Source organism: Xanthomonas sp. NCPPB 3570 (genome assembly GCF_056725115.1).
The window spans coordinates 2,821,668-2,844,361 of record NZ_CM161513.1; the positions used below are offsets into that span (position 1 = coordinate 2,821,668).

Annotated in this window: 20 protein-coding genes; 11 read left to right on the forward strand and 9 right to left on the reverse strand. The window is 70.0% G+C overall.

Features of this window, described 5'->3' with window-relative positions; translation table 11 throughout:
- Nucleotides 1-51: 51 nt before the first annotated feature.
- Nucleotides 52-585 (forward strand): RNA polymerase sigma factor, encoded by a 534-nt coding sequence (locus tag AC1PLR_RS12315; protein ID WP_040902346.1) that lies wholly within the window; start codon nt 52-54, stop codon nt 583-585.
- Nucleotides 582-1,364 carry an anti-sigma factor gene (locus tag AC1PLR_RS12320; RefSeq protein WP_481101173.1) on the forward strand — a complete coding sequence of 261 codons (783 nt, stop codon included), beginning with the start codon at nt 582-584 and terminating at the stop codon, nt 1,362-1,364. Before AC1PLR_RS12315 ends, AC1PLR_RS12320 begins: the two co-directional genes overlap by 4 nt.
- Nucleotides 1,365-1,560: 196 nt before the next feature.
- Here the strand turns inward: AC1PLR_RS12320 and AC1PLR_RS12325 are convergent, their stop codons facing one another.
- The 3 genes from AC1PLR_RS12325 to AC1PLR_RS12335 form a co-directional block, all read right to left on the reverse strand.
- Nucleotides 1,561-2,076, reverse strand: a complete 516-nt coding sequence (locus AC1PLR_RS12325; RefSeq protein WP_481101174.1) for a MarR family winged helix-turn-helix transcriptional regulator — start codon at nt 2,074-2,076, stop codon at nt 1,561-1,563.
- Between the two features lie 141 nt (nt 2,077-2,217).
- Nucleotides 2,218-3,051, reverse strand: a complete 834-nt coding sequence (locus AC1PLR_RS12330; protein WP_481101175.1) for a DUF3298 and DUF4163 domain-containing protein — start codon at nt 3,049-3,051, stop codon at nt 2,218-2,220.
- 104 nt (nt 3,052-3,155) lie between these two features.
- Nucleotides 3,156-3,440 (reverse strand): GNAT family N-acetyltransferase, encoded by a 285-nt coding sequence (locus AC1PLR_RS12335; RefSeq protein WP_420009603.1) that lies wholly within the window; start codon nt 3,438-3,440, stop codon nt 3,156-3,158.
- Between the two features lie 229 nt (nt 3,441-3,669).
- Here AC1PLR_RS12335 and AC1PLR_RS12340 point away from each other — a divergent pair, with 229 nt between their 5' ends.
- Nucleotides 3,670-3,876 (forward strand): hypothetical protein, encoded by a 207-nt coding sequence (locus tag AC1PLR_RS12340; RefSeq protein ID WP_420009602.1) that lies wholly within the window; start codon nt 3,670-3,672, stop codon nt 3,874-3,876.
- A 149-nt stretch (nt 3,877-4,025) separates the two neighbouring features.
- Here the strand turns inward: AC1PLR_RS12340 and AC1PLR_RS12345 are convergent, their stop codons facing one another.
- Both AC1PLR_RS12345 and AC1PLR_RS12350 read right to left on the reverse strand, forming a co-directional pair.
- Complete coding sequence (locus tag AC1PLR_RS12345) at nt 4,026-4,661, reverse strand: rhomboid family intramembrane serine protease (protein ID WP_010343836.1); 636 nt, start codon at nt 4,659-4,661, stop codon at nt 4,026-4,028.
- Nucleotides 4,662-4,669: 8 nt separating this feature from the next.
- Nucleotides 4,670-6,226 carry a POT-type proton-dependent oligopeptide transporter gene (locus AC1PLR_RS12350; RefSeq protein WP_481101176.1) on the reverse strand — a complete coding sequence of 519 codons (1,557 nt, stop codon included), beginning with the start codon at nt 6,224-6,226 and terminating at the stop codon, nt 4,670-4,672.
- A 168-nt stretch (nt 6,227-6,394) separates the two neighbouring features.
- Here AC1PLR_RS12350 and AC1PLR_RS12355 point away from each other — a divergent pair, with 168 nt between their 5' ends.
- The 3 genes from AC1PLR_RS12355 to AC1PLR_RS12365 all read left to right on the forward strand — a co-directional run bounded on the left by AC1PLR_RS12355 (nt 6,395) and on the right by AC1PLR_RS12365 (nt 11,555).
- Nucleotides 6,395-8,167, forward strand: coding sequence for a M14 family metallopeptidase (locus tag AC1PLR_RS12355; protein WP_420009600.1), 1,773 nt, complete (start codon nt 6,395-6,397; stop codon nt 8,165-8,167).
- 75 nt (nt 8,168-8,242) lie between these two features.
- Nucleotides 8,243-10,495 carry a beta-glucosidase family protein gene (locus AC1PLR_RS12360; RefSeq protein WP_481101177.1) on the forward strand — a complete coding sequence of 751 codons (2,253 nt, stop codon included), beginning with the start codon at nt 8,243-8,245 and terminating at the stop codon, nt 10,493-10,495.
- Between the two features lie 172 nt (nt 10,496-10,667).
- On the forward strand, nt 10,668-11,555 hold the full coding sequence (locus AC1PLR_RS12365) for an endonuclease/exonuclease/phosphatase family protein (RefSeq protein ID WP_420009598.1): 888 nt from the start codon (nt 10,668-10,670) through the stop codon (nt 11,553-11,555).
- Nucleotides 11,556-11,959: 404 nt separating this feature from the next.
- Here AC1PLR_RS12365 and AC1PLR_RS12370 read toward each other — a convergent pair whose 3' ends face one another.
- Nucleotides 11,960-12,571, reverse strand: a complete 612-nt coding sequence (locus AC1PLR_RS12370) for a superoxide dismutase (RefSeq protein ID WP_010340242.1) — start codon at nt 12,569-12,571, stop codon at nt 11,960-11,962.
- A 294-nt stretch (nt 12,572-12,865) separates the two neighbouring features.
- On the opposite strand from AC1PLR_RS12370, the gene AC1PLR_RS12375 reads away from it, so the two are divergent.
- Together AC1PLR_RS12375 and AC1PLR_RS12380 are read left to right on the forward strand one after the other, a co-directional pair.
- Nucleotides 12,866-13,336, forward strand: coding sequence for a guanyl-specific ribonuclease (locus AC1PLR_RS12375; protein ID WP_420009597.1), 471 nt, complete (start codon nt 12,866-12,868; stop codon nt 13,334-13,336).
- The gene (locus AC1PLR_RS12380; RefSeq protein ID WP_420009596.1) at nt 13,333-13,776 is read left to right on the forward strand and encodes a barstar family protein; all 444 of its coding nucleotides are present in this window, start codon (nt 13,333-13,335) and stop codon (nt 13,774-13,776) included. The genes AC1PLR_RS12375 and AC1PLR_RS12380 overlap by 4 nt, the downstream gene beginning before the upstream one ends.
- Nucleotides 13,777-14,054: 278 nt before the next feature.
- On the opposite strand, the gene AC1PLR_RS12385 is transcribed toward AC1PLR_RS12380, so the two are convergent.
- Complete coding sequence (locus AC1PLR_RS12385) at nt 14,055-15,953, reverse strand: ATP-binding cassette domain-containing protein (protein WP_481101178.1); 1,899 nt, start codon at nt 15,951-15,953, stop codon at nt 14,055-14,057.
- 139 nt (nt 15,954-16,092) lie between these two features.
- On the opposite strand from AC1PLR_RS12385, the gene AC1PLR_RS12390 reads away from it, so the two are divergent.
- From AC1PLR_RS12390 to AC1PLR_RS12400, 3 genes are all read left to right on the forward strand, one after another.
- Nucleotides 16,093-16,782, forward strand: coding sequence for an alpha/beta fold hydrolase (locus tag AC1PLR_RS12390; protein WP_420009594.1), 690 nt, complete (start codon nt 16,093-16,095; stop codon nt 16,780-16,782).
- Between the two features lie 205 nt (nt 16,783-16,987).
- Complete coding sequence (gene dbpA / locus AC1PLR_RS12395; RefSeq protein ID WP_481101179.1) at nt 16,988-18,364, forward strand: ATP-dependent RNA helicase DbpA; 1,377 nt, start codon at nt 16,988-16,990, stop codon at nt 18,362-18,364.
- On the forward strand, nt 18,361-18,879 hold the full coding sequence (locus tag AC1PLR_RS12400) for a DUF6985 domain-containing protein (protein ID WP_481101180.1): 519 nt from the start codon (nt 18,361-18,363) through the stop codon (nt 18,877-18,879). The genes dbpA and AC1PLR_RS12400 overlap by 4 nt, the downstream gene beginning before the upstream one ends.
- 48 nt (nt 18,880-18,927) lie before the next feature.
- Here the strand turns inward: AC1PLR_RS12400 and AC1PLR_RS12405 are convergent, their stop codons facing one another.
- Both AC1PLR_RS12405 and AC1PLR_RS12410 read right to left on the reverse strand, forming a co-directional pair.
- Nucleotides 18,928-19,485 carry an adenine phosphoribosyltransferase gene (locus tag AC1PLR_RS12405; protein WP_481101181.1) on the reverse strand — a complete coding sequence of 186 codons (558 nt, stop codon included), beginning with the start codon at nt 19,483-19,485 and terminating at the stop codon, nt 18,928-18,930.
- Nucleotides 19,486-19,568: 83 nt separating this feature from the next.
- The gene (locus tag AC1PLR_RS12410) at nt 19,569-22,691 is read right to left on the reverse strand and encodes an efflux RND transporter permease subunit (RefSeq protein ID WP_481101182.1); all 3,123 of its coding nucleotides are present in this window, start codon (nt 22,689-22,691) and stop codon (nt 19,569-19,571) included.
- Nucleotides 22,692-22,694 lie beyond the last annotated feature (3 nt).

The following is a 22,694-nucleotide window of genomic DNA, read 5'->3' on the forward strand; positions in this document are numbered from 1 at the left end:
TGCCACACTAATCCTGCCATCCCGACCCGCCGTGAACGCCGCGCCGCGCCCATGGAAGAAAACGCCTCCGCCGAACGTATCCCCCACATGCACGCCGATCCCACGGCCGCCGTCGGCGACGGCATCTGTACCCTGCTGCCGCAGTTGCGGCGCTTCGCGCGTGCCGTCGCCGGGCATCGCGAGGACGCCGACGACCTGCTGCAGATCGCGATCGAACGCGCCCTGCGCCGCGCCGCGCAGTGGCGGCCGGAGACGCCGCTGCAGTACTGGCTGTACGGCATCATCCGCCACGCCTGGATCGACGAGGTGCGGGCGCAGCGGCGACGGCGGCAGGTGTTCGTCGATGCCGCCGAGGGCGAACACGTCGGCGACACGCCGCTGGAGCGGCAGCAGGACTGGATGGCGGTGCAGGCCGCGATGGCCGGCCTGCCCGAGGAACAACGCCTGGCGATCGCGCTGGTGCTGATCGAAGGCCTGTCCTACAAGGATGCCGCGGCGGTGCTGGAGATTCCGCTGGGCACACTCACCAGCCGGCTCGCGCGCGGACGCGAAGCCCTGCAGGCGTCACTGGAGGCGACCGCATGACCACCACGATCGATTCACTCACCCTGCAGGCTTACGCCGACGGCGAACTGGACGCGGCGCAGGCCGCGCAAGTGGAAGCGGCGCTGCGGACCGACCCGCAGTTGGCGCAGGCCCTGGAGCGGCTGCGCAACCTGCAGGCGCGGCTGCGTGCCGGCTTCGCGCCGGTGCTGGACGAACCGGTACCGGCGCGCCTGCTCGCCGCGGCGCGCGCACGGCCGGCCGACGCGCCCGACCAGGACGCCGCTGTCGCCGCGCGGCCGCCCTCGCCCATCCAGGCGACGGCGCAGGCGAGCCGGCCGACGCCGCTGCGGCCGCGTGCGCGCCGCCGCTGGGCGCTGCCCGCGGGCTTGGCGGCGGCGCTGCTGCTGGGGCTGTGGATCGCGCAGCGGCAATTGCCGCAGGGCGCCGCGCCGGGCCCCACGGTCGCGGCCACCCAGGGTGGCGTCGCCGAGGGCGCGTTGGCGCAGGCGCTGACGCAGCAGTTGTCCGGCCAGCCCCAGCGCAGCGTGCGCATCGGCCTGAGCTTCCGCGATCGCGACGGCCATTACTGCCGCACCTTCGCCATGCCACGCGCCAGCGCCGGCCTGGCCTGCCAGCGCGACGGCGCGTGGCGGGTGGAATTGCGGGTGCCCGCCGGCGAAAACCACGACGGCGGCGGCATGCGCATGGCGGCCAGCCCAATGCCGGCCGCGGTGCTGCAGGCGGTGGATGCGCGCATCGCCGGCGAAGCGCTGGATGCCGACGGCGAACAGCAAGCACGCGCGCACGGCTGGCGCTAGCAATAGCCCGATGCCGTGCCGGCTTTGGGAGCGACAACGCGCCTTGGCGCAGCGCCGAATCGCCCCGGACGCGTCCTGTAGGAGCGGCTTCAGCCGCGACGCGCGTTTCCGATGAGCCCGTCGCGGCTGAAGCCGCTCCTACGGCGCACATCGCATCCCGCTCGATTGCCGCGGACGCAATGTCTTCGAGGTGCCCTCACTTCGCGCCGGCGGCGGCGTCGAGACCGTCGATGCCGGCCAGCATCTTCTTCAGCAGCGCCTCCAACTGCTGCTGCTCGCCCGCATCCAGTGCCGCGGTTTCCGCATCCAGGAACGCGCACACGTCCGGCAGCAGCCGCTCGATCAGGGCGATGCCGGCCGGCTGCAGGGTCAGCGTGACCTTGCGCCGATCGTCCGGACTGGCCGTGCGCGACAGCAGCCCCTTGCTGCACAGGCTGTCGGTGAGGCGGGTGATGTTGGCCGGCTTCTCGCTGGCGGCCTCGGCCACCTCGGTGGGGGTGATGCACTGCTCGGGCGTGCCGTACAGCATCATCAGGATCTCGTATTCCGGCGGGCTGATGCCGTACGCCTTGAGCATGCCGCTGGCGTTGGCATGCACGCGCTTGTACAGATGCTTGACCAGGCGGACCAGCACGGCAGGCTCGCGCGGGAACGCGGGATAGCGTGCGCAGGTGTGCGCGACACGCCGCTCGGTCTGATCGAAACTGCCCATGAGGAAATCGCGTGCAAGTGGGGTAGCCGCCAATGCTACCCATTGCGCATCGCCCCGACGAGGGCATGCGTTGCGTTCCGGCACGCTGTCGACGCGATGCACCGCACGCCGTTGCCGACGCGCGTGCGCGCCGGCGACCGCTCAGGTGGCGAATAGAGGTGCGTACTCCGGCGCCACCAGTTCGCGCAGCACGCTGGCCGGCACGTCCACGGTCTGCGTGCCATCGGCATACGGCCCCACCTGGTACGGCGGGAACACGAAGCGCAGCGCGGTGATCTTGCCCGCCGCGTCGACCAGCGGCTGGAACTGGCTGAAATTGCCGGGCTGCGGCTCGGTGCCTTCGGCAATCATCTTGCTGGCGCTGCGCACCTGCTCGTCCTGATCCTCCGGCGGCACCTGCTCGGCATCGACCCGCGTCTGCACCGCCTCGCGCAGTTGCGCGGCGACATAGCCGGCCACCGGCTTCCAGTGCGACGCATCGGGGATCAGCGTCTCGGCGGTGAGCATGCGCTGCTGCTGCGGCAGCCACACCCAGCGCGCCACCAGCGGTTCGCCGTGCGCGCCACCGGTGTAGCGGCTGCCGTCGGCGCTCAGCGCGACCAGATCCGGGCGCTCCAGCAGCATCTCGAACTGCAGCGACAGTTCGTAGGGCGCGCGCGGACGATCGTTGCCGAGCCCGTCGACCGCTTCCATCAGCTCGCTGCGCGCGCTCTGTGCGTAGCGGTTGGCCGCGTCGGCCAGACCCGGGTAACGGTTGATCGACGGCGGGAAGGTGATCCCGACCACATAGCTGGGGCTGTGTTCGACGATGTCCTTCAGTTCCGGCGGTGCGGTCTGCGCCTGCTCCGGCGCCGCCGGCGCGGCGGCCTCGCTCTGTGCCGGCGCCGCGGCGGGCGCCGGTGCGGCGGCCGGTTCCTCGCGCTTGCAGCCGGCCAGTGCCAGTGCCGCCGCGACCGCCAGTGCCGTCCATGCCATCCGCCCGTTGCCCATCGTCTCTGCCCTGCTCACGTCGACTGCCCCTGTTCCTGCAATGCCCATGGAAGTGGCGCGCATTATCGCGCCGTTGCGATGCCGCCCGCTCAACCGAGCAGCGCGGCGTACTGCGGATGCCGCTGGATGAACACCGCCGCGTACGAACACGCCGGCACCACCTTCCAGCCTTGCGCCTGCGCGTGGTCCAGCGCGGCGATCACCAGTTGCGCAGCCAGGCCGCGCCCGCCGATCGGGCCAGGCACCCCGGTGTGGGTGATGACCATGCGCTGCTGTTCCAGCACGTAGTCGAGCTCGGCGCGGTGGCCGTCGACCTCCAGGGTGAAGCGCCGCTGTTGCGGATCGTGCGCGATCGGGACGTTGGCTGCGGACATGGGCAAAGAGGTGTGGCGCGGAAAGCGCAGTGTCCGCTGCCGCTCGCCGCGACCATGTGAAGCACCTGCCCCAACGCGTCATGCCTTCGACGCGGCGCGTCAGCCGTCCGCCGCTCGACTCTTACCGCTCAAGTCGCGCCGCGCGCCGCCGATAACCCGGGGACAGGCCGAAAACCTGGCATGGGAGTTGCAACTCCCGTCACGCAGCGATCCAACAGGAACCACGCGCATGAGCGAGAACGAGAGCAAATACGACCTGGGCGACCACAACGCCTCCCTGCTGGAAGGGCTGTTCCAACTGTCGGTGAGCGGCGACCAGCAGGGCGGCGAGTTCCAGCAACTCGACGACGAGGTCTACCAGCGCCTCAAGCGCACCTACGAGAACGCCGCCATCGGCAGCGCCAAGGTGCAGTTGCGCGGGCAGCAGACCCGCTGAACCCGAAGGGCGGCCCAACGGACCGCCGCCTGCCCAAGCGCGATGCGTGCCCACGACCGCATCGACGCCACGGCGCCCAGCCCGCGCAGCGAACCAGGCACGCACCGATCCGGCGCCGCACTCCCGTGCAGGCGCCGCGGCGCCACGGATCAGCCGCGGCCGAAGCGCGGGTTGGCCAGCTCGTCGAGGAAGTGCTGCAGCACCGACGGCTCCATGATCAGCAGGAACATCACGCCGAACGCTGCGCCGGCCAGGTGCGCGCTGTGGTTGACGTTGTCGCCGCCGCGGCGGTCCATCCAGATGCTGTAGCCGACATAGAACACGGCGTACAGGATGGCCGGGATCGGAATCGGGATGAAGAAGAAGAAGATCCCGGTCCACGGCGCCATCAGGATGAAGGCGAACAGCACCGCCGACACCGCGCCAGACGCGCCCAGGCTCATGTAGTTGGGGTTCTTCTGGTTCTTCAGGTAGCTGGGCAGGATCGAGACCACCAGCGCCGACAGGTAGAACAGCGGATACACCAGCATGTTGCCGGTGTGCCGCTCCATCAGCACCTCGATCGGGCCGCCGAAGAAATACAGCGTGACCATGTTGAACAACAGGTGCGGGAAATCGGCGTGGATGAAGCCGTAGGTCACCAGCCGGTCGTACTGCTTGTGGCGGTCGATCGCCGGTGGCCACAGGATCAGCCGGTCGAGCAGCCGGCGGTTGTTGAACGCCGCCCACGACACCAGCACGGTGAGGACGATCAGGATCAGGTTGACGGGGGTGACGGAGGGCATGCGGGGTCTCAGGCGGGGCGGTAGTGGTCGACCATGCGGTAGCGGCGCGCGTACAGCCCGAACAGCAGTGCGGCGATGCAGGCGAAGGCGGCGAAGAAGAACATCAGGAAGGCGGTCTCGCTGAGCCCGGTGCTGCCGATGTGCGCAGTGACGCGGTCATTGCGCACCGCGGCGTTGGACAGCAGCACCCACAGGTTGCCGACGGTGGTGGTGAGGTTCCAGAAACTCATCACCACGCCCTTCATCGACTGCGGCGCCTGGCTGTAGGCGAACTCCAGGCCGGTCGCCGAGACCAGCACTTCGCCGAAGGTCAGCAGCGCATACGGCAGGATCTGCCAGGCGATGGACAGCGCGTCGCCGCCGTCCATCATCACCTGCAGCGTCCCGACCACGATCCAGGCCAGGCCGCTGAAGGCGATGCCGGCGGTCATCCGCCGCAATGCGGTGGGCTCGTAGCCGCGGCGGCGCAGCAGCGGGTACAGCACCAGGTTGTTGAACGGGATCAGCAGCATCACCAGCGCCGGGTTCAGCGCCTGCATCTGCGAGGCGCTGAACCAGTCCGGCATCTGCATCTGCTGGCCCTGCAGCACCCAGGTCGAGGCCTTCTGGTCGAACAGCGAGAAGAACGGGGTGACCAGCGCGAACACCACCAGCACCCGCAGCACCGCGCGCACGCCGTCCACCGCCGCATCCGGATGCACCGCGCGGGCGCGGTCCAGTTGCCACCAGGTGCCGCCGCCGATGCCGGCCAGCAGCAGCACCAGTGCCAGGCACAGGCAGATCACCAGGCCCAGCGTCGGCACCAGCGCGAAGGTGGCCAGCGCCAGCAGCACCGCCACGCCGGCCAGGGCCAGCCCGGGGCGGCCCTGCCCCGGCGCCTGCCGCAGCAACGCGGTGCGCACCACCTGGCCGAAACCGTGCGGATCCTTGGGCGGCAGCGGCACGCGCACGTAGCGGTGGCGCCCGGCCCAGAACACCAGGGTGGCCACCAGCATCAGGATGCCGGGAATGCCGAACGCCCACGCCGGGCCCAGGTTCTTCAGCGCCAGCGGGATCAGCAGCGAGGCGAACAGCGAGCCGAAGTTGATGATCCAGTAGAAGGCGTCGAACACCACCTTGGCCAAGTGCTTGTTGCCCTGGTCGAACTGGTCGCCCATGAACGAGGCCACCAGCGGCTTGATCCCGCCCGCGCCCAGCGCGATCAGGCCCAGGCCGAGGAAGAAGCCGGTGCGATGGCCCTCGAACAGCGCCAGGCACAGGTGTCCTACGCAGTAGACCAGGCTGAACCAGAGAATGGTGTTGTACTTGCCGAAGAAGCGATCGGCCAGCCAGCCGCCGAGCAGCGGGAAGAAGTACACGCCGATCATGAAGCTGTGCATGATGTGCTTGGCCTCGGCCTCGCGGCCGGGCGCGGTCACTTCCTGCAGCAGCAGCGAGGTGATCAGGAACTGCACCAGGATGTTGCGCATCCCGTAGAAGCTGAAGCGCTCGCAGGCCTCGTTGCCGATGATGTACGGAATCTGCCGCGGCATGCGCGCGGCGCTTCGCTCCTGCGCCGCGCTCATGCGGCGTGTCTCGTGGTGGCTTGGCTGCTCACGGGCCCTCGTCCAGGCAAAATTTTCAGAAGGTTACCCGATCGTTCCGGCGAATCGAACCGCTAGGGCGTGTCCTAGGTGCTTTCGCAATCGGCGCGCTGCCCGCATCATGGTGGCCTGTCCCGAGACGGTGCCGAGATGATCCGACCCTGGCTGGCCACCCTGCTGTTGCCGATGCTGCTGTGCAGCATGCCGTCGCTGGCCAGCGAGACGGGCCTGTCCACCGAAGCCGAGCGCAGCGGGTTCGCGCGCACCGGCCGCTACGCCGAAACCATCGCCCTGTGCGATGCGTTCGCGCAGCGCTATCCGCAGGCGGTGCGCTGCTTCGACTTCGGCACCACGCCGGAAGGCCGGCCGATGAAGGCGCTGGCGGTATCCACCTCCGGCGCGCTGGATCCGGCGGCCGCGCAGGCGCGCAAGCTGCCGGTGGTGCTGATCCAGGGCGGCATCCACGCCGGCGAGATCGACGGCAAGGACGCCGGCTTCCTGGCGCTGCGCCAGTTGCTCGACGGCCAGGCCGCGCGCGGCGCGCTGGACAGGCTGGTGTGGCTGTTCGTGCCGGTGTTCAACGTCGATGGGCACGAGCGCTTCGGCGCCTGGAACCGGCCCAACCAGCGAGGCCCTGAGCAGATGGGCTGGCGCACCACCGCGCAGAACCTCAACCTCAACCGCGACTACGTCAAGGCCGATGCGCCGGAGATGCAGGCGATGCTGCGCCTGGTCGAGCAGTGGGATCCGCTGCTGTACGTGGACCTGCACGTCACCGACGGCGCGCAGTTCGAGCACGACGTGTCGATCCAGGTGGAACCGCTGCACGCCGGCGACACCGCGCTGCGCGGCGACGGCCTGCGCCTGCGCGACGCCGTGCTCGCCGACCTGAAGCGGCAGGGCTCGCTGCCATTGCCCTATTACCCCTCGTTCGTGGTCAACGACGACCCGGCCTCCGGCTTCGAGGACGGCGTGCCGACGCCGCGCTTCTCGCACGGCTATTTCCAGCTGCGCAACCGCTTCGGCATGCTGGTCGAGACGCATTCGTGGAAGCGCTACCCCGAGCGCGTGCGCATCACCCGCAACACCATTGTCTCAGTGCTGCAGCAAGTCGCGCGGCACGGTGCGCAGTGGCGCGCCGACGCGCTGGCCGCCGACGTCCGCGCGCAAGCGCTGGGCGGCAAGACCGTGGCGCTGGACTACCGCACCACCGACGCCTCGCACCTGGTGGACTTCCGCGGCTATGCCTACACGCGCACGCCCTCGCCGGTGTCCGGCGCGCTGATGACCCGCTACGACGAGCGCACCCCACAACTCTGGCGGGTGCCGCTGCGCGACCAGGTCGTGCCCAGCGTGGAAGTCGCCGCGCCGCGCGCCGGCTACCTGGTGCCGGCGGCGCAGGCCGCCCTGGTCGGCGCCAAGCTGCGCCAGCACGGCATCGTCTTCCGCACCCTGGACCACGACGCCACCCTGCCGGTGCAGACCTTCCGCGCCGACACCGCCAGCTTCGCCGCCCGCTCGTCCGAAGGCCACCAGCGGCTCAGCGTCACCGGCAACTGGAAAGCGGAAACCCGCGCGGTCGGCGCCGGTGCGCTGTTCGTGCCGATCGCCCAGCCCAAGGCACGCCTGCTGATGACACTGCTGGAACCGCAGGCGCCGGACTCGCTGCTGCAATGGGGCGAGTTCAACAGCGCGTTCGAGCGCGCCGAGTACATGGAAGACTACGTCGCCGAGGACGTGGCGCGGCAGATGCTGGCCAGCGACCCGGTGCTCAAGGCGGAGTTCGAGGACAAGCTCGAACACGACGCGGACTTCGCCAAGGATCCGCAGGCGCGCCTGGAGTTCTTCTACCGCCGCCACAGTTCCTGGGACGAGCGCTACCGCCTGTACCCGGTCATGCGCAGCGACGAAGCCCCGTCCTGACGCGCGGTTCCGCCCTACCCCCGACTCCCCCGATGCGCCTTCCCTTTATCTGCTGAAGAGGCTGTACGCCCCGATATGAAAACGTTTACAGGATCCCTTTGCCTGACCCTGGCGCTGGCCGCGCCCGCCACCGCCGCACCGCCGACGACGGCCAGCAGCGCAGCCTCCGCGCCGAACGCCAGCGCCGCTGCGCAGCGTCCATGGAACGACCGCAGCCTGTCGCCGGACCGGCGCGCCGCGCTGCTGGTACAGGCGATGACCCCGGACGAGAAGTTCCAGATGCTGCACAGCTACTTCGGCCTGGGCAAGGACGGTGGCCCGCGGCCGCCGGGCGCGCTCGGCTCGGCGGGCTACGTGCCGGCGATCGAACGCCTGGGCATCCCGTCGCAGCAACTGGCCGATGCCGGTCTCGGCGTGACCAATCCCGGCAACATCCGCCCCGGCGACCACGCCACCGCGATGCCGTCCGGCCCCGCCACCGCCGCCACCTGGAACCGCGAACTGGCCTTCGCCGGCGGCGCGACCATGGGCCGCGAGTCCTGGCAGCAGGGCTTCAACGTGCTGCTGGCCGGCAGCGTCAACCTGCAGCGCGACCCGCGCAACGGCCGCAACTTCGAGTACGCCGGCGAAGATCCGCTGCTGGCCGGCACGATGGTCGGCGAATCGATCCGCGGCGTGCAGAGCCAGCACGTGGTCTCGACCATGAAGCACTTCGCGATGAACGACCTGGAGACCGGGCGCAACACCCACAGCGCCGACATCGGCGAGCAGGCCATGCACGAGTCGGACCTGCTGGCCTTCGAGCTGGCGCTGAAGATCGGCCAGCCCGGCTCGGTGATGTGCTCCTACAACCGCATCAACGGCGTGTACGGCTGCGAGAACGACTACCTGCTCAACAAGGTGCTGAAGCAGGAATGGAAATTCCCCGGCTACGTGATGTCCGACTGGGGCGGCGTGCACAGCGGCTCCAAGGCCGCGCTGGCCGGCCTGGACCAGCAGTCGGCCGGCGAAGTGTTCGACAAGGCGGTGTACTTCGACCAGCCGCTGCGCATGGCGGTGGCCGCCGGCACCGTGCCGCAGGCGCGCCTGGACGACATGGTCAAGCGCATCCTGCGCGCGTTCTTCGCCACCGGCAGCTTCGACAACCCGCCGCAGCACCAGCCGATCGACGACGCGGCCGGCGGCCTGGCCGCGCAGCGCGTGGTCGAGGAAGGCACGGTGCTGTTGCGCAACGAGGGCAAGCTGCTGCCGCTGTCGCGCAGCGTGCGCCGCATCGCGGTGATCGGCGGGCATGCCGACAAGGGCGTGATCGGCGGCGGCGGCTCGTCGATGGTCGGCGTCACCGTCAACGGCGGCAACGCGGTGCCGGGGATCGCCCCGACCACCTGGCCGGGCCCGGTGATGTTCCATCCGTCCTCGCCGCTGCAGGCGCTGCGCAAGGCCCTGCCCGACGCGCAGATCGACTACGCCAGCGGCGACGACCCGGCGGCGGCGGCCAAGCTGGCGCGCGAGGCCGACGTGGCCATCGTGTTCGCCACGCAGTGGTCGGCCGAGTCGGTGGACCTGCCGGACATCGCCCTGCCCGACAGGCAGGACGCGCTGATCGCCGGCGTGGCCAAGGCCAACCCGAAGACCGTGGTGGTGCTGGAGACCAACGGCCCGGTCGCCATGCCGTGGCTGCAGCAGGTGCCGGCGGTGCTGGAAGCCTGGTACCCGGGCATCCGCGGTGGCGAAGGACTGGCGCGGCTGCTGCTGGGCGAGGTCAACCCGTCCGGCCGCCTGCCGGTGACCTGGCTGCGCGACGTGTCGCAACTGCCGCGGCCGTCGATTCCCGGCCTGGGCTTCAAGCCGGCGCAACCGGCCGGCAGCAACGTCGACTACACCATCGAAGGCGCCAACGTCGGCTATCGCTGGTTCGCCGCGCGCGGCCTGGAGCCGGTGTATCCGTTCGGCTACGGCCTGTCCTACACCACGTTCGCCTACAGCAACTTCAAGGTGCAGGCCGACGGCCACCATGTCGTCGCCAGTTTCGACGTGCGCAACACCGGCGACCGCGAAGGCGCCGACGTGCCGCAGCTGTACCTGCGCCTGCCACAGGGCCACCACACCCCGATCCGCCTGGTCGGCTGGGACAAGGTGCTGCTGAAGCCGGGCGAGAGCCGCCACGTCAGCATCGTCGCCGAGCCCAAGACCCTGGCCGACTACGATCCGAAGAAGCGCCACTGGCACATCGTCGCGGGCGACTACGAGCTGCTGCTGGGCCGTTCGGCGACGCAGGTGGAGGCGCGCGCGCCGCTGCACCTGAAGGACGGCGTGCTGCAGCCCTGAGCGAGGACCGCGGCGTGCGCGCCGCGGCCCGGCCCCGCCTCCGCGCCTGCGCGCATCGGAGGCGGGGCGATGGTCGTCGTTGTCACCTGCGCAACATCGATTATGTGGCGGACGCCGCAGCGCCGCCGACTGTATACGTCCCTCTGAGGCCCCGCGCCGTAGCATCTTCCGCATGAACCTGCGCGTCTTCCGATGGCATCGCACCGGCTGGCTGTTGCTGGCCGTGGCGGCACTGGCACACGCGCAGGCGTTACCGGACGCGATGCCGACGATCGCGGCGCCCGCGGACAGCTCACTCACCGTGGTCACCCTCACGCTGGCCGGCGATCCGCACGCGCCGCAGGACGGCGACGACTGGAGCGCGCGCCGCGAGCGTATCGTCGTGGCCCTGCAACGCCTGCATCCCGACGCCATCGCGCTGCAGGAGGTGCTGCAGACGCCGGAGATCCCGAACCAGGCGCAATGGCTGGCCGCGCGCCTGGGCTACCACTGCCATTTCATCAGCCCCGACCCGCCGAGCCGGCCGCAACGCCGCGGCAACGCGCTGCTGACCCGCCTGCCGGTGCTGGAGGAAGCCGAGACCCTGCTGCATCCGCTGGAGGACTACAGCGTGGCCGGCCTGGTGCGGGTGGATCTGCACGGACAGCCGGTGAACCTGTACTTCACCCGCCTGCATGCCGCGCGCGACGGTGGCGCCAGCCGCCGCGAACAGGCCGAGGACCTGATGGCATGGATCGATGCAACCGCCGAGGGCGCGCCGTCGCTGCTGGCGGGTGGCTTCTTCGCCGCGGCGCGTGCGCCCGAGTTGGCGCCGTTGGCGACGCGCTTCGAGGACGGCAGCGTACGTGGCGAGTCGGCGCGCAACCGGATCGACGTGCGTGCGCCCGGCACCGCGGCCCCGGCCGATCACGTGTTCTTCGAACGCGGCCACTTCCGCCCGCTGCACGGCGCACGCCTGTTCGCACCGGCACGGGAACGGCCCGCGGCGGGCGCACGCGGCCTGCTGATGGCGCTGCAGCCGCTCGACCCGGCGCCGGATCCGCTTCCGCCGGTGCAGTAGGACACGACGGCGTGCGCACGTGCGTGCGCCGTGCGATCGATGCCGCCAGGGATGGGGCGACATCGGCCCGGGACGACCGGGCAGCGCTTCTTCCCTGATTCGTCACGCATCACCCATCTCGTAGGAGCGGCTTCAGCCGCGACCGCCTTCCACGGAACGCGCCTCGTCGCGGCTGAAGCCGCTCCTACGGATGCACCGCACCGCCGGGCGACGACGCAGCGACGCAAACGCGGCCCATCCAGCGCAGACCGCCATCGTCGTGAAGCATGCGGATCGCGCGCACGAAAATACGCCCCTTCCGCTCCTCCCCCCGGCACCTCCACCGACAGCGCTTTCGCATGGCACGCCCACAAAAAAAGGCCGGGCGAACCCGGCCTTCTTGATGCTGCGGCGCTGGCGCGCGATCAGCCGATCGCGGCGTGGTAGCGGCGCTCCACTTCCTTCCAGTCGACCACGTTGAAGAACGCGCCGATGTAGTCCGGACGGCGGTTCTGGTACTTCAGGTAGTAGGCGTGCTCCCACACGTCCAGACCCAGGATCGGGGTGTTGCCCTCGAACAGCGGGCTGTCCTGGTTGGCGGTGCTTTCGACCACCAGCTTCTTGTCCGGGGTGACGCTCAGCCAGGCCCAGCCGCTGCCGAAGCGGGTCAGCGCGGCCTTGGTGAAGGCGTCCTTGAACTTGTCGAAGCCGCCCAGCTCGGCGTCGATCGCCTTGCCGACGTCGCCGCTCGGGGTGCCGCCGGCATTCGGCGCCATCACCGTCCAGAACAGCGAATGATTGGCATGGCCGCCGCCGTTGTTGCGCACCGGACCCTGCAGGTTCTCCGGCAGCGACTTCAGCTTGGACACCAGCGCCTCGATCGGCAGGTCGGCGTACTCGGTGCCTTCCAGCGCGGCATTGACGTTGTTGATGTAGGTCTGGTGATGCTTGGTGTGATGGATCTCCATCGTCTGCGCATCGATGTGCGGTTCCAGCGCGTCGTAGGCGTAGGGCAACTTGGGGAGGGTGTAGGCCATGCGGTTCTCCTGGACTTTCGCCGTCGAAAGGACGAGCGTTGCGTGAGCAATGGTAGGGACGGTCGGCGACCTTACCAAGGGCGCGGCTGGGGAAACATCGTCCCATCCCGCGGCGGCGGTGCCGGCCGGCCTGCGAATCGGCGCTTACCATGCCCCACGCCCCGGTTAGTCGGATGTGAATCGCCCGCGTCACGGTCGTGACCGGCGGCGTTTAGAGCCGGAACAGGCAGGCCGGCCCATACTGTGCACGAGGGCGCCTTGCTGCGCGCCGCCGCCGTTCCTGCAGGAGAGTCCATGCGCAAGCCCGTGCTGTTGATCGCCGCCATCGTGTTGCTGGTGGGCGGGCTGTGGGGCATCCGCGGGCTGCAGCATCCGCCGCACCAGCAATTCGCCCCCTCGCTCGACGCGGCCGCACAGGCGCCTTACACCGCGCCCGGCAAGGCAACGCCCGCCGCCGACGCGTCAACGCCGGACCTTCCCGCGTTCCTGCCGCCCGAAGCGCGCGCCACGGTGGCGCTGATCCTGCGCGGCGGGCCGTTCCCGCACCGCCAGGACGGCAGCGTATTCGGCAACCGCGAGAACCGGCTACCGGCACAGCCGCGCGGCTACTACCGCGAATACACCGTCGATACCCCAGGCCTGTCGCATCGCGGTGCGCGCCGCATCGTCACCGGCGGCACGCCGCCGCAGGTCTGGTACTACAGCGACGACCACTACGCCAGCTTCCGCAGCTTCGAGGTCGGCGCGGTGAGGCCGACGCCATGAGCGGCTTCCCATTCGCGCTGAATCTCGCCGAGCCGGCCGCCTCCGGCGTCTACCGCGTCGCCAACCGCGACCTGGACAGCGTCGCCGCCCTGGCCCGCGACGCCGGCCTGCGGCTGTGCCGGATCGACCTGCACGGCTGCACCGGCAAGGCGATGCTGCTGATGCGTCTGGCCGCGCAACTGGACTTCCCGCCCGGCTTCGGCCGCAACTGGGACGCGCTCACCGACGGCCTGCGCGACCTGTCCTGGCTGCCCTCGCCGCGCGGCTACGCGCTGCTGCTGGAGGACGCCGGGCAGTTGCAGGCGGTGGCGCAGCCGGCCTTCGACGTGCTGCTGGAAATTCTCGACGACGTCGCCCGCGAGTGGGCGCAGGACGGCGTCAGCTTCGTCGCGTTCGTGGGTGGCAGCGAGGAACCGGAAGCGCCTGCGGAGTCCGACTGAGCGCAATGCGTAGGAGCGGCTTCAGCCGCGACCGGCCGTCGGAGCGATCGCCATCGCGACCGGCGTGCGAACTGATGCCATCGCTCACTATTGGTGGCACAGGCACATCCGTGGACGCGAGCCCGCGCGCACCGAGTAAGAACGGCGTCAGCCGCGACCGTATTCACCGGGAACGCCCGTCGCGGCTGAAGCCGCTCCTACGACGAGCGCACACGCGGCGCTCCAGTGGAGCCGCCTAGCTGTGGCGGCTGCCGTTCCGGGTCCCGGGTCCCGACCTTTCAGCCGTCCAGCTCGCTCCACCGCGCATACGCCGCATCCAGGTCGGCCTGCGCCTGGCTCAACGCCTGGGTGTGCGCGTTCACCGCGGCCGCGTCGCGCTGGTAGAACGCCGGGTCGGTCATCGCCTCGGTCAGCGCCGCGACCTGCTGTTCCAGCGCTTCGATCCGCGCCGGCAACTGTTCCAGTTCGCGCGCATCCTTGTAGCTGAGCTTGCGCTTGGCAGGCGCGGGCAGAGGGGCCGCTGCAGTCGCCGCCACCGGCGTGGTCGCCGCGGCGGTGGCCGAGGCCTTGGCCACTGCCATCGCGCTGGCCGGCGCTGCCGGGCGCTGGCGCACCCAGTCGCTGTAGCCGCCGACGTATTCGCCGATGCGGCCGTCGCCTTCCATGACCATGGTCGAGGTGACCACGTTGTCGATGAAGTCGCGGTCGTGGCTGACCAGCAACAGCGTGCCGCTGTAGTCGCCGAGCAGTTCTTCCAGCAGCTCCAGGGTTTCCACGTCCAGGTCGTTGGTCGGTTCGTCCATCACCAGCAGGTTGGACGGCTGCGCGAACAGCCGCGCCAGCAGCAGGCGGTTGCGCTCGCCGCCGGACAGGCGGGTGATCGGCGCGCGTGCGCGCTCGGGGGTGAACAGGAAGTCCTGCAGGTAGGCATGCACGTGCTTGCGCTTGCCGTTGATCTCGATGAAGTCGCGGCCCTCGGCCACGTTCTCGATCGCGCTCCAGTCCTCGCGCAGGGTGGCGCGGTACTGGTCGAAATACGCCACCTGCAGATTGGTGCCCGCACGCACTTCGCCGCTGTCCGGGGGCAGCTCGCCCAGCAGCAGCTTCAGCAGCGTGGTCTTGCCGCTGCCGTTGGGGCCGATCAGGCCGATGCGGTCGCCGCGCAGGATGGTGGTGGAGAAATCGCGCACCATGCTGCGCGTGCCGAAGGCGAAGCTCAGGTCCTTGGCCTCGATCACCTTCTTGCCGGAGGACTCGCCCTGCGCGGCCTCCATGCGCACGTTGCCGCCGAGTTCGCGGCGCTGGGTGCGCTCGCGACGCATCGCTTCCAGCCGCCGCACCCGGCCCTCGTCGCGGGTGCGCCGGGCCTTGATGCCCTGGCGGATCCACACTTCTTCCTGCGCCAGCAGCTTGTCGAAGCGCGCGTTCTCCTGCGCCTGCGCATTGAGCCGCTCCTCGCGGCGGCGCTCATAGTTGGCCCAGTCGCCCGGCCAGCTGCTGACCTGGCCGCGGTCGATCTCGACGATGCGCGTGGCCAGGGCACGCAGGAAACGCCGGTCGTGGGTCACGAACACCACGCTGCCGTTCCAGCCCTTGAGGAAGCCTTCCAGCCAGTCGATGGCCTCGATGTCGAGATGGTTGGTGGGCTCGTCCAGCAACAGCAGGTCCGGCGCCGAGACCAGCGCGCGCGCCAGCAGCACCCGGCGCTTCATGCCGCCGGACAGCCGCGCGAATTCGGCGTCGCCGTCCAGCTCCAGGCGGGTCAGGGTCTCGTTGACCCGCTGGTCCAGCGCCCAGCCATTGGCGCCATCGATCTTGGACTGCACCGCGCCCAGCGCATCGCCGTCGAATTCGGCGGCATGGCTGAGCCGATGGAACTCGGCCAGCCAATGGCCGAGTTCGCCCAGGCCGTCGGCCACCACGTCGAACACGCTGCCGGCGGCGCCGTGCGGCACCTCCTGTTCCAGCCGGGCGATGCGCACGCCCTGCTGCACGCGGACCTCGCCGTCGTCGGGCTTGAGCTCGCCGGCGATGAGTTTCATCAGGGTGGATTTGCCGGCGCCGTTGCGGCCGATCAGCGCGATCCGTTCGCCCGGCTCGATCGACAGGTCGGTCTTTTCCAGCAACAAGGGACCGCCGACGCTGTAGTCGAGGTTCTGCAGAGTGATAAGAGGCATCGCGCTATTGTACGTGGATGCGCCCTGCGCCGACGCCGACTGCCGCGCCTACCCCGCACCTGGACCTTGCCCGTTTGTTCGCCATGCCCTCATGCCCTCGCCGCCGCGCTGCGGCCGCCTGCCCGCGCCCGACGCTGCAATGACGGCACTCGTCATCCTGCCCGGCCTGGACGGCACCAGCGAACTGCTCGGCGACTTCGTCGCCGAAGCCCGGCGGCGCTTCGCGCAGGTGACGGTGGTGACCTATCCGCGCGACCGACTGGCCTCGTACGCGGAACTGGAGCAACTGGCAAGGCAATCGCTGCCGCAGCAGCGCTTCGTCCTGCTCGGCGAATCGTTCTCCGGCCCCGTCGCCGTGTCGCTTGCGGCGCAGCGCCCCGCCGGGCTGGCTGGCCTGGTCCTGTCCACCACCTTCGCCCGTAACCCGGTCCCGGCACTGGCGCCGTTCGCGGCGCTGACGCGCTTCGCACCGGCACATCGCCTGCCCACCGCCGCATTGCGCTGGTCGCTACTCGGCCGCTGGTCCACGCCGGCGCTGGAGACGCAACTGGCACGCACGCTGCGCGGCATCGCCCCTGCGGTACTGCGCGATCGCGCGGCCTCCGCCCTGCGCGTGGACGTCAGCGCCCGCCTGGCCGACATCGCCGTGCCGACGCTGTACCTGCGCGCCAGCCACGACCGGCTGATGCATCGCACGGCCGGTGCCACGATCCTCGCCGGCATTGCCGGCGCCCGCTGCGTCGAATTGCCCGGTCCGCACCTGCTGCTGCAGACCGCCCCTGCTGCGAGCGCATGCGCCATTGCCGATTGGCTGACCACCGTGGGCTGAGCGGACACCCGTCTGTCGAAGCGCTACACGTGCGGTTTCCTTCACTTGCAACCAGACCTCGCTCGCGCTCCGGGGGCACGCCCGTCGCGGCTGAAGCCGCTCCTACGACGCGCAACGGGCATGACGCGATGCCCAGCGCTCGCCGGGCCACCCAATCCCGAATCCCCACTCCCGAATCCCGGCCTCTCACCGGCTAAAATGCCGCATGACCGATTTTGCCACCCTCTCCCTCTCCCCGGCGCTCGCGCCCGGCATCGACGCCCTCGGCTATACCCGCATGACCCCGGTGCAGGCGCAGAGCCTGCCGCCGATCCTGGCCGGACGCGATGCGATCGTGCAGGCGCCCACCGGCAGCGGCAAGACCGCGGCGTTCGGCCTGGGCCTTTTGCACAAGCTGGATCCGGCGCTGAGCCGCGCGCAGGCGCTGGTGCTGTGCCCGACCCGCGAACTGGCCGACCAGGTCGGCAAACAGTTGCGCAAGCTCGCCACCGGCATTCCCAACATGAAACTGGTGGTACTTACTGGCGGCATGCCGCTGGCGCCGCAGCTGGCCTCGCTGGAGGCACACGACCCGCAGGTAGTGGTCGGCACGCCCGGCCGCATCCAGGAACTGGCGCGCAAGCGCGCACTGCACCTGGGCGGGGTGCGCACGCTGGTGCTGGACGAGGCCGACCGCATGCTCGACATGGGCTTCGAGGAGCCGATCCGCGAAATCGCCAGCCGTTGCGACAAGCACCGGCAGAGCCTGCTGTTCTCGGCCACCTTCCCCGAGGAAATTCGCGCATTGGCGCGCGACCTGCTCAAGGAACCGGCGGAAATCACCGTCGAGGGCGCCGACAGCGCGCCGGAGATCGACCAGCAGTTCTTCGAGGTCGACCCGACCTACCGGCAGAAGGCGGTGGCCGGCCTGCTGCTGCGCTTCACCCCAGAGTCCAGCGTGGTGTTCTGCAACACCCGCAAAGAGGTCGACGAGGTCGCCGGATCGCTGCAGCAGTTCGGCTTCTCCGCGCTGGCGCTGCATGGCGACATGGAACAGCGCGACCGCGACGAGGTGCTGGTGCGCTTCGTCAACCGCAGCTGCAACGTGCTGGTCGCCAGCGACGTGGCCGCGCGCGGGCTGGACGTGGAAGACCTGGCGGCGGTGATCAACTACGAACTGCCGACCGACACCGAGACCTACCGCCACCGCATCGGCCGCACCGCGCGCGCCGGCAAGCATGGCCTGGCCCTTAGCCTGGTGGCGCCGCGCGAGACCGCGCGCGCGCAGGCGCTGGAAACCGAGCAGGGCCAGCCGCTGCGCTGGTCGCGCGCGCCGCTGGCCACCGCACGGCCGGCGCAGTTGCCGCAGGCGGCGATGGTCACCCTGCGCATCGACGGCGGCAAGACCGACAAGCTGCGTCCCGGCGACATCCTCGGCGCGCTGACCGGCGATGCCGGGCTGTCCGGCGCGGCGATCGGCAAGATCGCCATCTACCCCACCCGCTCCTACGTCGCCATCGTCCGCGCCCACGCCGGCAAGGCGCTGGCGCAGTTGCAGGCGGGCAAGATCAAGGGCCGCCGGTTCCGGGTCGCCAAGCTGTGAGCGGGGCGTCGCAGGTCCTGGCGTCGCTGCAGCCGGACGAGGACGGTAATCTGTGGAGCGAGGCGGTGCCGGTCCCGTGGATGCACGGCAGTTGCCGCTTCGTGCTGGTGGGCTGCGAGGCCGGCGACGTTCCGGTCGACGCGGCACCCGCCATCGAGACCTTCCTGCAACTCGATGCCGCCGTCTTCGCCGCGGCTGCGCCGCACGTGTTCGCCTACTACCGGCACACGCAGGCGCTGTGCGCCAAATACGGATGGCCTTCGCCGGACATCGCCGGCCCCGCCGAGGTGTGGGCGCACGTGCAGTTCGGCAGCGAGGCGTATCTACGCCGCTACCGCGACGGCCGCCTGCGCATCAGCCTGGAATCCAACTGCGACTGGGAAGCGGAACACGGACTGCAGCTGGTGTTCGCCGACGACGGGCGGATCTGCAAGGTCGGTCCGTTCGATGGCCAGCTGAGCCACGCCGCCGCGCATGCCGACCCGGCGCTGGAGGACGTGATCTACCCGCATTGAGCCGCCCGTCGCGGGCGCCGCCGTTCCCGACTTCGCCCATGCGTGGCGTCAGTAACGCAGCGGCGCGGTGAGCGGAATGTCCGCCGGCCAGCGCGCCCGCGCGCCCAGCCCGGCCAGTTCCACCAGCACCGTCGCCGCAACCACCTCGGCGCCCATCCGCTGCGCCAGCGCCAGCGCCGCCAGCAGGGTGCCGCCGGTGGCCAGTACGTCGTCGACCAGCAGCACGCGCATGCCTGGCTGCAGCGCATCGGCATGGATCTCGATGCGGTCGCGGCCGTACTCCAGGCCGTAGTCCTGGGCCAGGGTCTGCGCCGGCAGCTTGCCGGGCTTGCGCACCGGCACGAACCCGGTGCGCAGTTCGTGCGCCAGCGGCGCGCCGAGGATGAAGCCGCGCGCCTCGATGCCCAGCACCGCATCCAGCGGAGTGCCGCGCCAGGGCTGGGCCAGCGCATCCAAGGCGGAGGCGAAATCCGGGCCGTCGGCCAGCAATGGGGTGATGTCCTTGAACACGATGCCCGGCTTCGGGAAATCGGCGATGTCGCGGATGCGGTCGGACCAGTGGGCCGGTGCGTCGCTGGGCGCGCCGCAACAGGAGGAATCGTTCATCGCGCGGTCGTATGGCGTGGGGAACCGCAAAGTCTAGTCGCAAGGCGGCACCGCGTCGCGGGGCCGCCTCGTCGGTCTACGGCTTACGCCGCCGCAGCGTCCGCGTCCTGCCGCGCCGGACCGTGAAACAGACGGCGCACCAATACGAAGAACAGCGGCACCAGCAGCACCGCCAGCGCGGTGCCGGTGACCATGCCGCCGATCACGCACACGCCGATCTCGCGGCGGCTGGACGCGCCGGCGCCGGTCGACAGCGCCAGCGGCAGCACGCCGGCCACGAACGCCAGCGAGGTCATCACGATCGGCCGCAGGCGCAGCCGCGCGCCTTCCAGCGTCGCCTCCAGCAAGGGCATGCCCGCGCGCTGCCGCGCCTCGGCGAACTCGACGATCAGGATCGCGTTCTTCGCCGACAGGCCGATCGTGGTGAGCAGGCCGACCTGGAAATAGATGTCGTTGACGAACCCGGCCAGCGTGGTCGCCAGCACCGTGCCGACCACGCCCAGCGGGATCACCAGCAGCACCGCCACCGGGATCGACCAGCTCTCGTACAGCGCCGCCAGGCACAGGAAAATGAACAGGATCGAGGCCGTGTACAGCCACAGCGTCTGGTTGCTGGACAACTGCTCCTGGTAGGACAGCCCGCTCCACTGCAGGTCGAACCCCTCCTGCTTGGCCACGATCGCCTGCATCCGCTGCATCGCCTCGCCGGAACTGCTGCCGGCCGCCGCGCCGCCCTGGATCTGCGATGCCGGCAGGCCGTTGAAGCGCTGCTGCAGCTGCGGGCCGCGGGTCCAGTGGGTGCTGGCGAAACTGGCGAACGGCGCCATCTGCCCGGCGCTGCCGCGCACGTACCATTGCGCGATGTCCTCCGGCAGCGCGCGGTACGGCGCATCGCCCTGCACGTAGACGCGCTTGACCCGGCCGCGGTCGATGAAGTCGTTGACGTAGCTGCCGCCCCAGGCGGTGGCCAGGGTCGCGTTGATGTCGCTCTGCGCCAGGCCCAGCGCGCTGGCCTGGGCGTGGTCGATGTCCACCTGCAACTGCGCCTTGTCGCCCAGGCCGTTGAGCCGCACCGCCGTCAGCTGCGGATCGTCGCCGGCCTCCTTGAGCACCTGCTGCTGCGCCTTCAGCAGCGCCGCGCGGCCGGCGCCGTCGCTGTCGCGGATCCACAGCTCGAAGCCGCTGGACTGGCCAAGACCACGCACCGCCGGCGGCGACAGCACGCTGATCTTGGCGTCGCCGACCCCGCGGAAATGCGCGTTGGCGCGGTCGATGATGGCCTGCGCGGTGTTGTCGCGGTTGCGCTCGCCCCACGGCGTGAGCGCCACGAAGGCCTGGCCAGCGTTCTGCCCGGTGCCGGCGTTGTTGCGGCCGACCACCATGAAGATCGCGGTGAGATTGGCCTTCTCGTGGGTCATGAAGTAATCGCTGATGCGCTTGCCCAGCGCCTGGGTCTTGGCCAGCGGCGTGCCTTCCGGGGTGGTGAACTGGATCTGCACCTGGCCCTGGTCCTCCACCGGCAGGAAGCCGGTGGGCATGCGCATGTACAGCACCACCATCGCCAGCGCCACCAGCGCATACAGCGCCAGCCAGCGCCGCGGCCGCTGCAGCACGCCGCCGAGGCGATGCTGGTAGGCCTGCTGGCCGCGCTCGACGCTGCGGTTGAACCATTGGAAGAAGCGGCCGAGCTTGCGCTCCTGCTCCACCGGCTTGAGCAGGGTCGCGCACAGCGCCGGGGTCAGGGTCAGCGCGACCAGCGCCGACAGCGCCATCGCCGAGGCGATGGTGATCGAGAACTGCCGGTAGATGATGCCGGTGGAGCCGCCGAAGAACGCCATCGGCAGGAACACCGCGCCCAGCACCACGGTGATGCCGATCAGCGCACCGGTGATCTCGCCCATCGAGCGCTCGGTGGCCTCGCGCGGCGGCAGATGCTCCTCGTGCATGATCCGCTCGACGTTCTCCACCACCACGATGGCGTCGTCGACCAGCAGGCCGATCGCCAGCACCATCGCGAACAGGGTCAGCGTGTTGATGGTGAAGCCTGCCGCGGCGAGGATGCCGAAGGTGCCCAGCAGCACCACCGGCACGGTGATCGCGGGGATCAGCGTGGCGCGCGCGTTCTGCAGGAACAGGAACATCACCACCACCACCAGCACGATGGCCTCGGCCAGGGTGTGCACCACGTTCTCGATCGAGATGCGCACGAACGGCGTGCTGTCGCGCGGATAGGCCACGTCCAGGCCCGGCGGGAAGGTCGGCTTGAGCCGTTCGATGGTGGCGTGGATCGCATCGGAGGTGGCGATCGCATTGGCGCCGGCCGACAGCGTCACCGAGAACCCCGACGCCGGGTGGCCGTTGAGGGTGGCGTTGTTCTGGTAGTTCTCCGCGCCAATCTCCACCCGCGCCACATCGCCCAGGCGCACGCTGGAACCGTCCGCGCGCGTGGCCAGGATGATCTGCCGGAACTGCTCGGGCGTCTGCAGCCGCGACTGCGCGGTGACCGTGGCATTGAGTTCCTGCTCGGCGCCGGTGGGCAGCGCACCGAGTTCGCCGGCGGTGACCTGGGTGTTCTGCGCCAGGATCGCGCTGCGCACGTCGCCCGGCATCAGTTGGTAGGCATTGAGCTTGTGCGGGTCCAGCCACACCCGCATCGCATACTGCGCGCCGAACACGTTGATCTCGCCGACGCCGTTGATGCGGCTGATCGGGTCCTGCAGGGTGCTGACTAGGTAGTCGGAGATGTCGACGTTGTCCATGCGGTCGGTGCGGTCGTAGATCGCCACCGCCATCAGGCTGTCGCCCTGCGACTTGGCCACGGTCACGCCCTGCTGCTGCACTTCCTGCGGCAGGCGGTTGAGCGCCTGGTTGACCGCGTTCTGCACCTGCACCTGGGCGATGTCCGGGTTGGCCGCCTGGTCGAAGGTGATGCTGATCCGCGCCTGCCCCGACGAGGAACTGGTCGAGGAAAAGTACAGCAGGTGGTCGATGCCCTTGATCTGCTGTTCGATCACCTGGGTGACGCTGTCCTCCACGGTCTGCGCCGAGGCGCCGTTGTAGGTGGCGGTGACGTTGACCGAGGGCGGCGCGATGTCCGGGTACTGCTCGATCGGCAGGGTGAACACGGCGATGGCGCCGGCAGCCATGATGCAGATCGCCAGGACCCAGGCGAAGATCGGGCGGTGGATGAAGAAACGCGGCAGCATGCC

Coding starts and splice junctions, on each gene's coding strand:
- AC1PLR_RS12315 (WP_040902346.1), top strand. CDS start 52: ATGGAAGAAAACGCCTCCGCCGAACGTATCCCCCACATGCACGCCGAT.
- AC1PLR_RS12320 (WP_481101173.1), top strand. CDS start 582: ATGACCACCACGATCGATTCACTCACCCTGCAGGCTTACGCCGACGGC.
- AC1PLR_RS12325 (WP_481101174.1), bottom strand. CDS start 2,076: ATGGGCAGTTTCGATCAGACCGAGCGGCGTGTCGCGCACACCTGCGCA.
- AC1PLR_RS12330 (WP_481101175.1), bottom strand. CDS start 3,051: ATGGCATGGACGGCACTGGCGGTCGCGGCGGCACTGGCACTGGCCGGC.
- AC1PLR_RS12335 (WP_420009603.1), bottom strand. CDS start 3,440: ATGTCCGCAGCCAACGTCCCGATCGCGCACGATCCGCAACAGCGGCGC.
- AC1PLR_RS12340 (WP_420009602.1), top strand. CDS start 3,670: ATGAGCGAGAACGAGAGCAAATACGACCTGGGCGACCACAACGCCTCC.
- AC1PLR_RS12345 (WP_010343836.1), bottom strand. CDS start 4,661: ATGCCCTCCGTCACCCCCGTCAACCTGATCCTGATCGTCCTCACCGTG.
- AC1PLR_RS12350 (WP_481101176.1), bottom strand. CDS start 6,226: ATGAGCGCGGCGCAGGAGCGAAGCGCCGCGCGCATGCCGCGGCAGATT.
- AC1PLR_RS12355 (WP_420009600.1), top strand. CDS start 6,395: ATGATCCGACCCTGGCTGGCCACCCTGCTGTTGCCGATGCTGCTGTGC.
- AC1PLR_RS12360 (WP_481101177.1), top strand. CDS start 8,243: ATGAAAACGTTTACAGGATCCCTTTGCCTGACCCTGGCGCTGGCCGCG.
- AC1PLR_RS12365 (WP_420009598.1), top strand. CDS start 10,668: ATGAACCTGCGCGTCTTCCGATGGCATCGCACCGGCTGGCTGTTGCTG.
- AC1PLR_RS12370 (WP_010340242.1), bottom strand. CDS start 12,571: ATGGCCTACACCCTCCCCAAGTTGCCCTACGCCTACGACGCGCTGGAA.
- AC1PLR_RS12375 (WP_420009597.1), top strand. CDS start 12,866: ATGCGCAAGCCCGTGCTGTTGATCGCCGCCATCGTGTTGCTGGTGGGC.
- AC1PLR_RS12380 (WP_420009596.1), top strand. CDS start 13,333: ATGAGCGGCTTCCCATTCGCGCTGAATCTCGCCGAGCCGGCCGCCTCC.
- AC1PLR_RS12385 (WP_481101178.1), bottom strand. CDS start 15,953: ATGCCTCTTATCACTCTGCAGAACCTCGACTACAGCGTCGGCGGTCCC.
- AC1PLR_RS12390 (WP_420009594.1), top strand. CDS start 16,093: ATGACGGCACTCGTCATCCTGCCCGGCCTGGACGGCACCAGCGAACTG.
- dbpA (WP_481101179.1), top strand. CDS start 16,988: ATGACCGATTTTGCCACCCTCTCCCTCTCCCCGGCGCTCGCGCCCGGC.
- AC1PLR_RS12405 (WP_481101181.1), bottom strand. CDS start 19,485: ATGAACGATTCCTCCTGTTGCGGCGCGCCCAGCGACGCACCGGCCCAC.
- AC1PLR_RS12410 (WP_481101182.1), bottom strand. CDS start 22,691: ATGCTGCCGCGTTTCTTCATCCACCGCCCGATCTTCGCCTGGGTCCTG.